Raw genomic sequence first — 14,290 nt, forward strand, 5'->3', positions numbered from 1 at the left:
TTATTGTCGAAGACCGTTGTAAAATTTTATATTATTTAATGATCTTATAATTTAATAATTAAGTATGTAAGCCATATCCCACACAAAACTAAAAAGGATAAGCAGTATATTCATTTTTTAAGCTTTACCAGGAATTTGTTGCCTGATCTTTTCAATGATAGAGGTTGATGAGTAACCTTTCACAAAATCGATGGTTTTTACTTCGCCACCATTGGCTATTACCTCTTTACCCCCTATAATATTCTCTATAGAATAATCTGCACCTTTAACCAAAATATCGGGTAATAAAGTGCTGATGAGATTAAGTGGAGTATCTTCCTCAAAAACTACAATAGCATCAACAAAAAACAGGGCGGCCAATATTGCGGCCCGGCTATTTTGATCATTAACCGGCCGGCTTTCACCTTTGATACGTCTTACGGAGCTATCCGCATTCAAACCAATGATTAGTTTTTCTCCCAGTTCGGCAGCTTTGGCCAGATAGGTGATGTGACCAATATGCAGCAGATCAAATACGCCATTGGTAAAAACAACCTTTTGACCCGTACTTTGCCAGCTTAACACCTGGGTTTTAAGCAAAGAGATATTGGTTATTTTGTTTACTAATGTTTTTTCGAGGTTGATTCTCATGTATTTATTTCTTGTTGCACGTGTGCGATTGATTTTGTGGTATAATATTTATTCAAACAAGTCATCAACTGATTGACAAAGAATGTGCCCTATCAATATGTGCATTTCTTGTATACGGGCGGTTACATTTGATGGTATTACGATATTCAGCTCACATATACCGTTCATTTTACCTCCGTCGCGACCTGATAATCCCAGGGTTTTGCAGTTAAATTTTGTGGCTGTTTCAAAAGCGTTTAGAATACCCCGGCTATTGCCGCTGGTTGAAATACCTATAAAAAGATCACCAGCCTGGGCGAAAGCCTCAACCTGGCGTGAAAATACATGATCATAGCCGTAATCATTAGCTATTGCCGTAAGTGCCGATGTATCAACCGTTAAGGCAATGCCGGGCAAGGCTCTTCGTTCTTTTACAAACCGGCCGCTTAACTCAGCTGCAATGTGCTGGGCGTCAGCAGCACTACCGCCGTTACCTGCCAGTAAAACCTTGTTTCCGCTTTTTATAGTTTCTGATATTAATTGGCAGGCTTGTTCAATATCACCCGTAAGCGTATCTATTACCTTTTGCGTAGTATTCTGATGATCCTTTAATGCTTCTAAAATCATTATGGTTTATATTAGTTGCAATATGTTGTACTTTATACAACTTCTTGTCTTTTCTTTTAGTATTTATTGGGAGGTTTAAAGCTTAGGTTTCCCTTTTCATATCAAGAATAATCTCATCAATGGTTGTGGTGGCACTACCTACCTGACGTATCACTATAGCAGCAGCATGGTTGGCCAATTCCCCTGCCTCTTCAATAGTTAGTCCTGCTGCAATAAAGTAAGCCAAAGTAGCCAACACAGTATCGCCGGCACCGGTTACATCAAATACTTCCGTGGCTTTTACCGGCAACAACTTATATCCAGAGCCACTCAATATCAACATACCCTCCTCTGAGAGTGTTACTACCAGATAAGCCGCTCCGGTTTGTTTTAAAATAATTTTTGCCGCATGTTGCAGACTTTCCAATGTATCAACTTTTTCAAGTTGAGCAGCCTCAGCCAATTCTTTACGATTAGGTTTAATGAGATACGCTCCTTTATATTTCTCGTAGTTTAAGCCTTTGGGGTCAATGATCACCCTTTTACCTAAACGCGTAGCCTCCAGAATTAGTTTTTGAGTAAAGGATGGGGAAAACAAACCTTTATTATAATCTGACAAAACCACAATATCAGCTTTCTTTAAATAATTAACCAGTTCATTAAGCAGCTTTTCTGCAATAACCTCTGATATCGTATCGGTAATTTCACGGTCTATCCTAACCAATTGGTGGCTGCCGGCAAGCACCCGGGTTTTAACCGTAGTGGGTCGCAACTCATCTTTAATTATAGTATGCGTTTGCACCCCTTCATTGCTGAGTATTTCTATCAATTGAGCACCTGCATTGTCGTTACCTATTACACCGGCAACGGCTACCTGCGCCCCTAATGCTACCAGATTTTGCACTACGTTACCAGCACCACCCAGGGTAACCGATTCATTTTTCACATTTACAATAGGCACGGGAGCCTCTGGTGATAACCGGGATGCGCTGCCAGTAATATAATGATCAATCATCAGGTCGCCGATAACGAGTATATTGGGTTTACGGGCAGATGATTGTATAGAATGTATCTTATTTATCATTTACTTAAAAGTCACAGATTATTAACAATTAATAACCATTTATTATCAGTTTGTTTTAATAATGTGGTATTATTAAAAGTTGGGAAAAATTTCGCAAAGATAATTTTTTAAGGTTATTTTTTTGAGATAATAATATTTTCGGCAGTCTTTCATATTAAATTTCCAAAATACGTTAGTTACACTACGTACCGCAAACACAAAACATAACATTTCCTTCTTAATAAATTTACCTTATCAATTATTCAAAGTAATAAGTAAGATTGAGTCTTGCGTGTAAATTAAGGCTATTACCATGATTATACTGATAGTTTAAAGAGTAAACAGGGGTTACCTCGGCCGAAATCAAGCATTTCTTCAATTTTATATTAGTATAAAAGGTACTGTTTATATCTACCCAGTGCGAATTAAAATTCCCTGTACCACTAAAAGCACTATAATACAGATCATTATTATGAAGTTGTCTTTCTAATGTTAAACCAAAAGAATTCATCCCTTTTAAGCAACTGATATCAAACATAAAGCTGTTACCACCTGGTCCAATACCGGCACCGATATATCTTCCATCATTGGTATACCCATCCCGCGGACTCGTACTGTGTGTATACCAGGTGGGTTCATCTCTTAAAAGAAAAGTAGACGATTTTTGTAATTGAGTTAATTCGGCTTTTACTTGTATATAACTATCCTTTGAAAGTTCAAATAACTTACGCCCGCCTAAAGTAATTGCGGCAGAATGACCAGGTTCCTGCAAAAAATCATTAAAACTACCAGTTCTGTCATTTCTTGCCCATTCAAAATAAAGTTCGGCGTTATAAAGAGGCAATAATTGGCGTACATTAAGCGCAAAAGCAAAATCCTGCCCATCTCCACTCTTACCATTTGAAACATCGTTAGCTTTGATCGATGAACCGGTAATTACCGGAAATAGCTTTCGAAAGATATTCCTGCTATGATATAATGAGTCTTTGTCCAGATAATCATATCCCGTGATTCCCAAATACAAGCCTTTTAACCATTTAGGTTGCCAGTTAACCGTATAGGCCGATATATAGCGGGTAACTTCCGGCTTGGGAATAAATACCCCTTTGCCATTTCTTATCCTGTTGGTATCAATTGGAAGATAGCCGGACTGTTTTAAATTCCCTCCTATTATCTGCCATTCAAATGAACCAATTATCGTTTTAATAGGCTTAACTGAATTAAATGTCCAATGCAAAAAACCAGGTGCCGAGTTGCTCATCATAATGGAGTTTTGTACACCCGGTCCCCACCATATATTTTCTGTTGAAACCCCTGCTTCTATGTTTTTAAAATTGACCGTTATTTTTGATTGTCCCGGATATAAATGTTGTAATGATTTATTACCAAACCTTTCCGGAGCATCCACACCGTTTATGGTAGTATAATAAGCATTTAAAAGTTGCATATTAGTACTATTGGCCTGGATATCGGCAAATGTGTTAAAGTTTTTATTTTGGGCATATACAAACTCTGGTTTTATCTGCACCCTAAATATGCCCGCTTTTAGTAAAAACCCTCCGCTAACCCTGGTCTGGTAACCCGCAGCAGGATACAATGATGAATTATTATATCCATAAGGTCTTTTAACATTATAATCATTTAACCAGTTAAAAGGTAATATCTGGATACCGGAAGGTTTCCCCATAAACTGAAAATTAGCGTATGTTTTACTGGCTACAAATTGTTTAAAAGATGAGTCGGTATCATGCCATTCGTCGTTTACCGGCCTTACCATAAAAGATGAGGTATTATCACTTTTACCTAATAGCTGATTTCGCCTGGCAATATCTTCGGCATAGCTCCCTATTGGTATAGTTTGTGAAAAGGTTTTTGCGCCTAAAAATATCAAGGCAACGGCTAATAAAATTTTCTTCATAATTATTGATAAGGACGTAGTTAATCATCTAAACATAACAAAGCAGTCTATTTTTTTCCCCTTGATAAAAACCATCTCTCGTAATGCCCTATTAGCCTGGATGCCGTGATAAAGTTTAAAGTATTTGCCGATAAAACGACACTTTTTGAACAAAATTACATTAAACTGTTACAAAAAATAAAAACACACAAACATTAACACCTCATAATTAATAAATTAACAGCAAAGCATTAAATTATTGAATAGGTTTATTTCATCGGGATTTAAAACAGAGAAAATCCAAATCAAATCTGATTCTTTACAATAAATTAACATTTATTTTTATTGATATTATTTTTTATCGCAGGCAACCAAAGGCCATTTTCACAACGTATTGGAGTTATAAAAGATTATTATTAACCATTTTTAACCAGTACAATGAATTTACGCAAAAATCTACCCCTCGCAATTGCCGGCATTGCCGTTATGTTTGCCAGCTGGTCGTGCTCAAAAAACAACAACAGTACAAACACCCCTACCCCAGCTAATGCGGTTAAGTTATCAGCAAATGCAAAATTTGGTAATATCCTTACCGACTCCAAGGGGAAAACACTTTACTTTTTTGCCATTGACGCCAACGGCAGTTCAGGCTGCAACGGCGGATGCTCTGTAGTTTGGCCTACTTTTTACCAGGCAGATCTTACTTTAGATAAGGGCCTGGACAGCAAAGATTTTGGTACCATAACCCGAACCGATGGATCAAAACAAACCACCTACAAAGGCTGGCCGCTCTATTATTATCAGAGTGATGCCAATGCCGGTGATATCAATGGCGATAAAGTAGGAAACACCTGGTTTGTTGCTAAACCCGATTATACCGTTATGGTAAGCAACACTCAGCTAATTGGTAACGACGGCGTTAAATACACCAGCGATCTTAAACCCGGTGACGGTGTAACTCAATACATTGTTGATGATCGTGGTCAAACTTTATACTCATTCAGCCATGATAAGTTTAAAATCAACAATTTTACTAACTCTACTTTCAGCAATAACAAAGTGTGGCCTATTGATACCATTAAAACGGTTTTGAATGTGCCTTCTGTTTTGGATAAAACCCAGTTTCAAACCATAACTGTTTTCGGAAAAACACAATTGGTTTATAAAGGCTGGCCATTATATTACTTTGGTGCTGACAATAACCAGCGCGGTAATAATAAAGGTGTATCAGTACCAACTCCGGGTATATGGCCTTATGTTAATGCTACTTCAGTTGTTGCGCCTAATTAATTTAATTTTTTCAATAAAAAAGCGGGTAAGAATATTCTTACCCGCTTTTTTATTGATTATAAACACGTACCCGCTTACACATCTATCTCATACATAAAATTATCGGACTTGGAGTATCCGGTATACTTGGCCAATGGAACATCTAAAACAGGTTGTTTAATTACAGTGATCAAACGTTTATTTGAGAAGGATTATCCAAACAAGAATATCAATTGGTTGGTTTTATGATCCCTGCTTTGTAAAGACTCGGTGTGGTGCCCACCATTTTACGAAAAACGCGACTGAAATAATGCTGGTTATTAAACCCTGCTTTAAAACAGGCATCGGCAATGCTGCAATAAGGGTTTTGCATAAACTGCTTGGCCAGTTGTATTCTTTCTTTAATAATATAATCAACCGGCGAAACGCCCAACTCATGTTTAAAGGTCCTAAAAAAACTGGCTTTGCTCATATAGGCCATCTGGCTCAGGGCATCGATGTTTAACTTTTCGGTCAGGTGCGCTTTGATGTATTGTAAAATATAAGCAAAACGGTTACCTGCTGACATTTGGTTAAGATTGTCTTTTATATCGTGCAGATTTTGCATTTGCATAATACGGATCAGTAATTCTTTGAGCGTTAAATTGGCCAGCACATCTTTAGCTAAATTATCACCGGTACTAATACTGATAAATTTATTGATCAGCTGGGCCAGTTCATAATTATTAAAAAAGTGAAATTGCTGGTAATTAAGTTGCCAAAGATCATTATTAGCCCGCGGGTAATTTTCATTTAAAAAATCGAGTGTATTACGTATTTCCTGTTGATTGATGGCGAGGGCAGTACATTGCGAAGGGTTTATTTCTGATGCCTCCGGAAAATCAATGGTCATGGTTACGTTTGGAGGTACAATAACAGTTTCGCCGGGTAAATAATCAAAACCGGGTTTATCAAACAAATGCATCACTTTTTTACCCCGCAGCATGCTGGTAATTACCAGGTCGCTAAAGGTTAGGGGCACCAGTTCACTGCGCTCATAGGTTTCGTATATATTAAGTTCACAGTGATTTAAGGTATAAGCTTTACGGTTTTCCACCAATGTTCTGAGCTCTTTTTTACCGGTAAGGTTAAAAGGCAATACCAGGTTTCTCTCATTCATAACAGGCTTATTTTAAAACAAGTTAGGGATAGTTTATGACAGTTGACAATCATTTTATAAAATGGAACGATAGTGCACCTAATTGATAGTATAGTGCAAAAGCTTTATGACACAAGCGGCTAACTTAGTACTACCAATTAAACTGAAAATAACTATGAGTATTGCACGAAGACCATCCTTTAAGGATAAGTACGACAATTTTATTGGAGGCAAATTTGTGCCACCGGTTAAAGGAGAATATTTTGATAATATATCACCTATTGATGGTAAGCCTTTTACCAAGGCAGCCCGCTCAACCAAAGAGGATATTGATGCCGCCGTTGATGCTGCTACCGAAGCCTTTAAAACATGGAGCAAAACATCGGCCACCACCCGGAGTAACCTGTTGTTAAAAATAGCGCAGGTGGTGGAAGATAACCTCTCCTACCTGGCAACCGTAGAAACCATTGATAACGGCAAAGCTATTCGCGAGACCATGGCTGCCGATCTCCCTTTAGTGGTTGATCATTTCAGGTATTTTGCTGGTGCCATACGTGCCGAAGAAAGCAGCATATCTGAACACGACGAATTTACAGTAAGCATTAACCTGCAGGAGCCGCTTGGGGTGGTAGGCCAGATCATACCCTGGAACTTCCCTTTATTGATGGCTACCTGGAAAATTGCCCCTGCCCTGGCTGCCGGATGTTGTACCGTAGTAAAACCGGCCGAGCAAACACCAACCAGTATCATGATTTTGATGGAACTGATTGGTGATATACTGCCTCCCGGAGTATTGAACGTAGTGACAGGTTTCGGTCCTGAGGCTGGTAAACCGCTGGCCACCTCATCCAAAATAAGTAAGGTTGCCTTTACGGGCGAAACCACTACTGGTCGCCTGATCATGCAATATGCTTCAGAAAACCTGATCCCGGTAACCATGGAACTCGGAGGTAAATCGCCCAATATATTCTTTGAATCTGTTGGTAACGCCGATGATGAGTTTTTTGACAAGGCTGTGGAAGGAGCCGTTCTGTTTGCACTTAACCAGGGCGAGGTTTGTACCTGCCCGTCGCGAATGTTGGTGCATGAAAAAATTTACGACAAGTTTATGGAGCGTGTTCTGGCCCGTACCAATGCTATCAAAATGGGAGATCCGCTTGATTCGGATACCATGATGGGCGCCCAGGCTTCTAATGATCAATACGAAAAAATACTAAGCTACCTGGACATTGGTAAAAAAGAGGGTGCAGAAGTTCTTGCAGGCGGCGATGCACAAAAGCTTAGCGGCGATCTGGGTGGTGGGTATTATATAAAGCCTACCATATTTAAAGGGCATAACAAGATGCGCATCTTTCAGGAAGAGATCTTTGGCCCGGTAGTTTCCGTGACCACCTTTAAAACCACCGAAGAAGCTATTGCAATTGCTAATGATACACTATACGGTTTAGGTGCCGGTGTGTGGACCCGCGACGCGCATGAGATCTACCAGGTACCGCGTGCCATACAGGCCGGGCGCGTTTGGGTAAATTGCTATCATGCGTATCCCGCTCATGCACCATTTGGCGGTTACAAAAAATCGGGCTTTGGCAGGGAAAATCATAAAATGATGCTGAATTACTATCGCCAAACAAAAAATATGCTGATCTCTTATAATAAAAACAAACTGGGCTTCTTTTAGTCTGTAATAAAAGGAGCTGCAAAAACCTGTTTTTGCAGCTCCTTTTTTAATTGATAATCATGACCAAAAGAGTTTCTATTACACCCGCGGCCGAAAAAGTGATAGACGACTTACGCGGCAGATTTGGCGAACTCATGTTTCACCAAAGTGGCGGATGCTGTGACGGCTCATCGCCTATGTGTTTTGAAAAGGGTGAATTTAAAATAGGCAGCAGCGATGTTAAAATAGGCGAGGTTTATGGCTGTGAATTTTTCATGAGCATTGACCAGTTTGAGTACTGGAAGCATACACACCTAACCCTTGATGTTACTCCTGGCCGTGGCTCCAGCTTTTCATTAGAAATACCCATGGGAATCCGCTTTATAATCCGGTCGAGATTATTTACTGATGATGAGTTAAATGATCTGGAGCCTGTTGAATATTTTGAATCCTAACCTATTCCGAATTTAACCTAATCTGCAAATTTGTTCTTAATTTTAGATCGCGTGTTACTCCAATGTACCATGTGTCCTTCCTGCTCCATGAAAGAAACAGAACAAAAGCTTGTTTTTAATACTTTGTTGAAACAGTATATCTACTTTGGACTGTCAACCGAGGGTATTGATGATAAAACGGATTTCACCATTCATAATATCAGGGATATCCACCTGGAGCTGCCTTTTAAATCGCCGGTGTACCGGCCTAACTTTTTCTCATTTGTTTTTGTGAAGGATGGACGCGGGATATACACAACCGACGATCTGCATTTTGAAACCGTACCGGGTACCATTTACTTCACCAACCCAGGTCATTATAAATCACACGAGTGGTTTGAACTTAATGAGGTTTACCTGATCACCTTAAGCGAATCTTTTTTAAAAGAGAATGTTCACCCGGATATTTTTGAAGAATTCCCTTTCCTGCTTGCCGAAACGGTACAGCCGAGAGTACTGGATCAGGCTACATTTGCCGAATTTGAAAGCTTATATCTGCAAATAAACAAAGAGTACCTATCCAACAGCCCTTATCGGGCCCGTATGATCGGCAACCTGTTTGTGGTGCTGCTATTAAAGATCAAAGAGTATTTCTGGAAAGATTATAATCCCATATATGAAGGTAACCGCAGTTCACAAATTGTTAAAAATTTTAAGCGGAAGCTGGAACAGCATTACCGGGATCTGAACAATGGAAAGGTTCACCAGGTTTTCAGGTTGCAGGATTATGCCGACGACCAAAACCTGCATCCCAACTATTTAAGCAACGTGATCAAGACTAAGACAGGCAAGCCCATTAGCACCTGGATAACCGAAAAAACAATTGCCGAAGCCAAATCGTTGTTACAAAATTCATCTACCTCTATTAAAGAGATAGCCTTTATGTTGGGCTTTTCCGAAGCCAATCATTTCAGTAATTACTTTAAAAAATACACCAACACCTCCCCTGTTTTATTCCGGAAACAACATACAGTAACCACATCTTAGATATTTGTATGTAATGCTTTAGTATCTGTACTTTTTGGGTTGCGTTAAACCTGACCTTTGATTTATCAAAACAAACAAAGGAAAATAATCATGAAAACGCTAACAGAAAAAGTAATCTTAGTAACCGGCGCCTCCAGAGGAATAGGCGCAGCAGTAGCCCAAAAATTAGCTTCAGAAGGAGCTAAAGTGATCATTAACTATGCAGGTGGTGTTGAAGCCGCCGAGCAAACCGTTAATGACATTAAACAACAAGGTGGCGATGCCATAGCCTTACAAGCCGACGTAAGCAAATCAGACGAAGTAAAAGCAATGTTTGATGCAGCCATTGCCCACTATGGCAAAATTTATGTACTGGTAAACAATGCAGGCATCATGATCACCAAATTATTCAAGGATACCACCGACGAAGATTTTACCCGCCAGTTTGATATCAACGTGCGTGGCACATTCAACACCCTGCGTGAAGCCGCTACTAAACTGGCAGACAACGGTAGTGTCATCAACTTTTCATCAACCACCACCCGTGTTATGATGCCTACCTATGGCACCTATGTAGCCTCTAAAGGAGCCGTTGAACAGTTAACCCGGATATTCGCTAAAGAGGTAGGCGCAAGAGGGATCAACGCAAACAGAGTATCCCCCGGCCCAACCAATACCGAACTATTCATTAAAGGCAAACCACAGGAAGTGATCGACCGCCTGGCCTCCCTTTCAGCCTTCAATCGCATCGGCAAACCAGAAGATATTGCCAAAATAGTAGCCTTCCTGGCCAGCGACGAAGCCAAATGGATCAGCGCACAAAACATCGGTGCAAACGGCGCGATGGCGTAAGCCCCCTAACCCCCTGAAGGGGGAATAAAAGAATCAAGAGGTAAGAATCAAGATAAAAGACAATCAGTGAAATCACAAAAAATTAAAACATAGAAATCATGAACACATTAAAAAATAAAGTGGCCTTAATTACAGGATCAGCACGCGGTTTAGGAAAAGCCATTGCAGAACGTTATGCAGCTTTGGGTGCAGATATCGTTATCAATTACTCCCGTGATAAAGCATCAGCCGATGAAGTATTGAGTAACATTAAAGCCATGGGTGTAAGGGTAATAGCCGTACAAGCCGATGTAAGCAAAGTAGCCGATCTGGAAAGGTTATTTACCGAAGCCAAAAAAGAATTTGGTAAAATAGATATCGTGGTAGCTAATGCAGGTATCGAACTGGTAGAAACCACGGTTGTTGATTTTACTGAAGAACAATTTGACCGTGTATTCTCCATCAACACCAAAGGCACTTACTTTACCATGCAGCAGGCTGCCAAACATGTAGAGAACAATGGCCGGATCATCTACATCGCATCGAGCACCACCTCTTTTCCAGTACCGGGAATGGCTGTATACGGCGGTAGTAAAACCACTCCACGGTATCTGGTTGACATCCTGTCAAAAGAAATTGGACACAAGGGTGTTACCGTGAACTCCATTATCCCCTTTGCGGTTGATCACTCTGGTATATTCGCCGAAGCCGATAGCTATCCCGAATTAAGGAAACAATTGCTGGACAGCTGTCCGATGGGCAGACTGGCCGAAGTTGAAGATGTAGCCAACGCGGCCGAATTCTTTGCCAGCGATCTTTCCTCATTCGTATCAGGTCAGCACTTGCTGGTAAACGGTGGCGCCACTAATTAATGAGTTACGCATGCACAAAAAGTGGGTTTACATGGTTTACATAATTCACGGCTCATGCAATCATAATAAATTAAAAATGAGATATTTATTATAAAAAAACGTATAAAAAGTGGGTTTACACGTAAACCCACTTTTTTAACTAAATAAACACTGTAACAGCAATGCTAAAACTTAATCATTACCTGGTTTATGCCTCCCTAATCTGTTTATCCTTATCAGCACGGGGGCAAACGCCAAACACACCGGTTAAAACTATAAAAAATATAAACGTGATGAATACCGACCAATTAACCAATCCTACCGTAAAAAAAGCCATTGAAGCCCTGCAGACTGGCGATAAAAAAGCATGGTTCGACTTATTTACCGCCGATGTCGAACTTTTTGACGATGGTCACAAAATGAACTTTAAAAGCTTTTTCGACAAGGCTTTAGGCCATGAGCGTTTTACCCATATTGATAAAGTGGAGAACAATGGTCTGGACCTATACGGCAGGTTTCACAGTGATCAATGGGGTAACTTCAAAACATATTTCAGGTTTATTATTAATCCTGAAGGAAAGATCAGCCGCCTGGATATCGGACAGGTCAGTTACTAAAAACTAAAAGCCTTTACTTTTATAAAGGCTTTTAGTTTTAACCCTATTATATTACTTATAAAGGGTTAACTTCTCTTACCTCAACATTGCCGCCAAAATCTAAAATAGGGCAACCTTTGGCCAATTCGGTAGCCTCTTCTAATGAATCGGCTTTAACCATTGTGTAGCCACCAATCAATTCTTTAATTTCGGTGTAAGGACCATCGGTAACAACGTTATTGCCTCTTACCACTTTACCAGTTCCGAACAGACGGTTCCCGCGATCGGCCAATTTGTTTTGGGCAGCTATGCCACCAACCCAATCCATCCATCTTTGGGTAACAGCCTGCATTTCTTCAGGTGAACCTTGTGGTGCGCCAACAAAATCGTTTCTGAATACAAAAAGGAAATCTTTCATTTTATTAAGTTTTTAAGTTTTAAAATCTAATGACGAACATCATTTTTAAAACTGGACAAATTGGTTAAAATATTTTTAGTGCGATGGAAAATCCTGGTGTGATCCCGAATTCCAAAACAAACTTATAATTTTACCAGATATCAGAGACCATAAAAATGGAGCAAATAATTATTAGAAAAGCGGAGTTAAAAGATCTGGACGTATTGTTTGAGTTTAAACAGGCTTTGGTTGAATCTGAACGCCCTTTTGACACCACTTTAAAACCCGGGCCGCTTTATTATTATAACATCCCCGAATTAATTGAAGCCACAGATGCCAGGGTGGTTGTGGCCGAAATTGATTCAAAACTCATTGGCTGTGGTTACGCGCGTATTGTTGATTCAAAACCTTATTTAAAACACCCGCAGCATGCCCACCTGGGTTTTATGTATGTGCTGCCTGAGCACCGGGGTAAAGGTGTAAATAAACTGATCATCAACGCGCTGAAACAATGGGCACAACAGCAAGGCATTACCGAAATACGGCTGGAGGTTTACGCTATTAATACCGCGGCGCTAAAGGCCTATGAAAAAGTAGGTTTTGCACCGCACATGTTAACCATGCGATTGGGTTTAGCAGATGAAAAAGGCTAAACTATTGCTCCTTCTTCAATTTTTCGCGATGATCAATTCCCCACTTGATCATTTCAAATATGATATGACCAAAAGTTTTACAATAACTGGTTGATTCGTATTCCACCAGAACCGGCGGGCCAGGGCTCACTGTCCGGGTGATCAATTTGTTCAATTCCATTTCCCGTAGTTCTCTCGAAAGCATCCTTGTAGTTATCCCTGGGATACTTCGTTCAATCTCTCTGAAACGTTTGTTGCCATTGCATATAGAGTTGATAATGGGCAATTTCCATTTGCCGCCAATTACATAAATGGTATCCTGCAATGCCTGGATCTCCCGTGCCTGGTTTCTTTGCCCATCAATGCCATAAATAACTTCATGCATGGCTTTGATTTCCGGTGTCATGTTGTCTATTGAATATTCTCCCATATTTTTACTGGTATACTCTGTGATACTGATTACAAAATTATACCATTTCAACAATACATTTGCATCATCAAATAAAAAAACACAGAAATGAACAATTTTCAGAACAAAATAGCTGTAATTACAGGTGGGAATAGCGGTATAGGCTATGCAGCTGCAAAGGAATTAAAGGAAAAAGGTGCTACCGTGATCATCACCGGGCGCCGGAAAGAAGCCGTAGAAAAGGCTGCTGCTGATCTGGGTGTAACAGGAATTGTTGCCGATCAGTCAGACATTAACGCAACGAATCAATTGGTGGCAAGTATTACTAAAAGTCATGGCCAGGTTGATATTCTATTTATCAATGCTGGTATCGCTACCATATCTCCTATTGAATATGCTACAGAACAACACTTTGATGATATTATGAATATCAATTTTAAAGGAGCCTACTTTACGCTCAGCAAGTTTATCCCTATTCTGCGGGATGGAGGTTCCGTTGTTTTCCTGTCGTCAATAGTTGCCAGTACAACCAGTGCAGCCTCATCCGTATATTCGGCCAGTAAAGCGGCATTAAACTCAGTAATGAAATCGGCAGCATTGGAGTTGGCCCCACGCAAAATCAGGGTGAACGCGGTAAGTCCAGGCCCTATTGCAACCGAGATCATGTACAAAGCCGGCTTAGACGATGCCACCCTGGGTACTATAAAAGACAGCCTCATCACTAAATCACCTTTGAAACGTATGGGTAACTCAGAAGAGGTTGCCAGCGTGGTAACTTACCTATGTGATGATGCGGCCGGTTTTATCACAGGTTCTGAATTTATTATCGATGGTGGGCTGCTATTAGTATAAAACGCATCTTTATGATTTAAAAT

General features: G+C 40.0%; 16 protein-coding genes. 9 read left to right on the forward strand and 7 right to left on the reverse strand.

Annotated elements, in window-relative coordinates:
- Window positions 1-117 precede the first annotated feature (117 nt).
- The 4 genes from rfaE2 to BLR84_RS09005 all read right to left on the reverse strand — a co-directional run bounded on the left by rfaE2 (window position 118) and on the right by BLR84_RS09005 (window position 4,196).
- The gene (gene rfaE2, locus BLR84_RS08990) at window positions 118-630 is read right to left on the reverse strand and encodes a D-glycero-beta-D-manno-heptose 1-phosphate adenylyltransferase (RefSeq protein ID WP_090467034.1); all 513 of its coding nucleotides are present in this window, start codon (window positions 628-630) and stop codon (window positions 118-120) included.
- Window positions 631-678: 48 nt separating this feature from the next.
- Window positions 679-1,236, reverse strand: coding sequence for a D-sedoheptulose 7-phosphate isomerase (locus tag BLR84_RS08995; RefSeq protein WP_090467036.1), 558 nt, complete (start codon window positions 1,234-1,236; stop codon window positions 679-681).
- 82 nt (window positions 1,237-1,318) lie between these two features.
- Complete coding sequence (rfaE1, locus tag BLR84_RS09000) at window positions 1,319-2,299, reverse strand: D-glycero-beta-D-manno-heptose-7-phosphate kinase (protein ID WP_090467038.1); 981 nt, start codon at window positions 2,297-2,299, stop codon at window positions 1,319-1,321.
- Between the two features lie 238 nt (window positions 2,300-2,537).
- A complete protein-coding gene (locus tag BLR84_RS09005) occupies window positions 2,538-4,196 on the reverse strand; it encodes a capsule assembly Wzi family protein (RefSeq protein WP_090467039.1) in 1,659 nt (552 codons plus the stop codon).
- 417 nt (window positions 4,197-4,613) lie between these two features.
- Between BLR84_RS09005 and BLR84_RS09010 the strand changes: the two genes are divergently transcribed.
- Window positions 4,614-5,465, forward strand: coding sequence for a hypothetical protein (locus tag BLR84_RS09010; RefSeq protein ID WP_176852007.1), 852 nt, complete (start codon window positions 4,614-4,616; stop codon window positions 5,463-5,465).
- A gap of 208 nt (window positions 5,466-5,673) precedes the next feature.
- Here the strand turns inward: BLR84_RS09010 and BLR84_RS09015 are convergent, their stop codons facing one another.
- A complete protein-coding gene (locus tag BLR84_RS09015) occupies window positions 5,674-6,603 on the reverse strand; it encodes an AraC family transcriptional regulator (RefSeq protein ID WP_090467041.1) in 930 nt (309 codons plus the stop codon).
- A gap of 154 nt (window positions 6,604-6,757) precedes the next feature.
- Here BLR84_RS09015 and BLR84_RS09020 point away from each other — a divergent pair, with 154 nt between their 5' ends.
- The 6 genes from BLR84_RS09020 to BLR84_RS09045 all read left to right on the forward strand — a co-directional run bounded on the left by BLR84_RS09020 (window position 6,758) and on the right by BLR84_RS09045 (window position 11,998).
- A complete protein-coding gene (locus tag BLR84_RS09020) occupies window positions 6,758-8,260 on the forward strand; it encodes an aldehyde dehydrogenase family protein (protein ID WP_176852008.1) in 1,503 nt (500 codons plus the stop codon).
- Window positions 8,261-8,319: 59 nt separating this feature from the next.
- Window positions 8,320-8,694 (forward strand): DUF779 domain-containing protein, encoded by a 375-nt coding sequence (locus BLR84_RS09025; RefSeq protein ID WP_090467044.1) that lies wholly within the window; start codon window positions 8,320-8,322, stop codon window positions 8,692-8,694.
- Window positions 8,695-8,781: 87 nt separating this feature from the next.
- Window positions 8,782-9,720 carry a helix-turn-helix domain-containing protein gene (locus tag BLR84_RS09030; protein WP_090467045.1) on the forward strand — a complete coding sequence of 313 codons (939 nt, stop codon included), beginning with the start codon at window positions 8,782-8,784 and terminating at the stop codon, window positions 9,718-9,720.
- Window positions 9,721-9,810: 90 nt separating this feature from the next.
- The gene (locus tag BLR84_RS09035) at window positions 9,811-10,551 is read left to right on the forward strand and encodes an SDR family oxidoreductase (protein WP_090467047.1); all 741 of its coding nucleotides are present in this window, start codon (window positions 9,811-9,813) and stop codon (window positions 10,549-10,551) included.
- Between the two features lie 98 nt (window positions 10,552-10,649).
- Window positions 10,650-11,402, forward strand: coding sequence for a glucose 1-dehydrogenase (locus BLR84_RS09040; RefSeq protein ID WP_090467049.1), 753 nt, complete (start codon window positions 10,650-10,652; stop codon window positions 11,400-11,402).
- A gap of 161 nt (window positions 11,403-11,563) precedes the next feature.
- Complete coding sequence (locus tag BLR84_RS09045; protein WP_090467051.1) at window positions 11,564-11,998, forward strand: hypothetical protein; 435 nt, start codon at window positions 11,564-11,566, stop codon at window positions 11,996-11,998.
- Between the two features lie 55 nt (window positions 11,999-12,053).
- On the opposite strand, the gene BLR84_RS09050 is transcribed toward BLR84_RS09045, so the two are convergent.
- Window positions 12,054-12,395, reverse strand: a complete 342-nt coding sequence (locus BLR84_RS09050) for a YciI family protein (protein ID WP_090467053.1) — start codon at window positions 12,393-12,395, stop codon at window positions 12,054-12,056.
- A 155-nt stretch (window positions 12,396-12,550) separates the two neighbouring features.
- On the opposite strand from BLR84_RS09050, the gene BLR84_RS09055 reads away from it, so the two are divergent.
- On the forward strand, window positions 12,551-13,027 hold the full coding sequence (locus tag BLR84_RS09055; protein ID WP_090467055.1) for a GNAT family N-acetyltransferase: 477 nt from the start codon (window positions 12,551-12,553) through the stop codon (window positions 13,025-13,027).
- Between the two features lies 1 nt (window position 13,028).
- On the opposite strand, the gene BLR84_RS09060 is transcribed toward BLR84_RS09055, so the two are convergent.
- The gene (locus BLR84_RS09060) at window positions 13,029-13,436 is read right to left on the reverse strand and encodes a winged helix-turn-helix transcriptional regulator (protein WP_255366892.1); all 408 of its coding nucleotides are present in this window, start codon (window positions 13,434-13,436) and stop codon (window positions 13,029-13,031) included.
- Window positions 13,437-13,523: 87 nt separating this feature from the next.
- Here BLR84_RS09060 and BLR84_RS09065 point away from each other — a divergent pair, with 87 nt between their 5' ends.
- Window positions 13,524-14,267, forward strand: coding sequence for an SDR family oxidoreductase (locus BLR84_RS09065; RefSeq protein ID WP_090467057.1), 744 nt, complete (start codon window positions 13,524-13,526; stop codon window positions 14,265-14,267).
- The last annotated feature ends 23 nt before the right edge of the window (window positions 14,268-14,290 follow it).

The organism is Mucilaginibacter sp. OK268, from assembly GCF_900103125.1.
Taxonomy (GTDB): domain Bacteria; phylum Bacteroidota; class Bacteroidia; order Sphingobacteriales; family Sphingobacteriaceae; genus Mucilaginibacter.

Coding starts and splice junctions, on each gene's coding strand:
- rfaE2 (WP_090467034.1), bottom strand. CDS start 630: ATGAGAATCAACCTCGAAAAAACATTAGTAAACAAAATAACCAATATC.
- BLR84_RS08995 (WP_090467036.1), bottom strand. CDS start 1,236: ATGATTTTAGAAGCATTAAAGGATCATCAGAATACTACGCAAAAGGTA.
- rfaE1 (WP_090467038.1), bottom strand. CDS start 2,299: ATGATAAATAAGATACATTCTATACAATCATCTGCCCGTAAACCCAAT.
- BLR84_RS09005 (WP_090467039.1), bottom strand. CDS start 4,196: ATGAAGAAAATTTTATTAGCCGTTGCCTTGATATTTTTAGGCGCAAAA.
- BLR84_RS09010 (WP_176852007.1), top strand. CDS start 4,614: ATGAATTTACGCAAAAATCTACCCCTCGCAATTGCCGGCATTGCCGTT.
- BLR84_RS09015 (WP_090467041.1), bottom strand. CDS start 6,603: ATGAATGAGAGAAACCTGGTATTGCCTTTTAACCTTACCGGTAAAAAA.
- BLR84_RS09020 (WP_176852008.1), top strand. CDS start 6,758: ATGAGTATTGCACGAAGACCATCCTTTAAGGATAAGTACGACAATTTT.
- BLR84_RS09025 (WP_090467044.1), top strand. CDS start 8,320: ATGACCAAAAGAGTTTCTATTACACCCGCGGCCGAAAAAGTGATAGAC.
- BLR84_RS09030 (WP_090467045.1), top strand. CDS start 8,782: ATGAAAGAAACAGAACAAAAGCTTGTTTTTAATACTTTGTTGAAACAG.
- BLR84_RS09035 (WP_090467047.1), top strand. CDS start 9,811: ATGAAAACGCTAACAGAAAAAGTAATCTTAGTAACCGGCGCCTCCAGA.
- BLR84_RS09040 (WP_090467049.1), top strand. CDS start 10,650: ATGAACACATTAAAAAATAAAGTGGCCTTAATTACAGGATCAGCACGC.
- BLR84_RS09045 (WP_090467051.1), top strand. CDS start 11,564: ATGCTAAAACTTAATCATTACCTGGTTTATGCCTCCCTAATCTGTTTA.
- BLR84_RS09050 (WP_090467053.1), bottom strand. CDS start 12,395: ATGAAAGATTTCCTTTTTGTATTCAGAAACGATTTTGTTGGCGCACCA.
- BLR84_RS09055 (WP_090467055.1), top strand. CDS start 12,551: ATGGAGCAAATAATTATTAGAAAAGCGGAGTTAAAAGATCTGGACGTA.
- BLR84_RS09060 (WP_255366892.1), bottom strand. CDS start 13,436: ATGGGAGAATATTCAATAGACAACATGACACCGGAAATCAAAGCCATG.
- BLR84_RS09065 (WP_090467057.1), top strand. CDS start 13,524: ATGAACAATTTTCAGAACAAAATAGCTGTAATTACAGGTGGGAATAGC.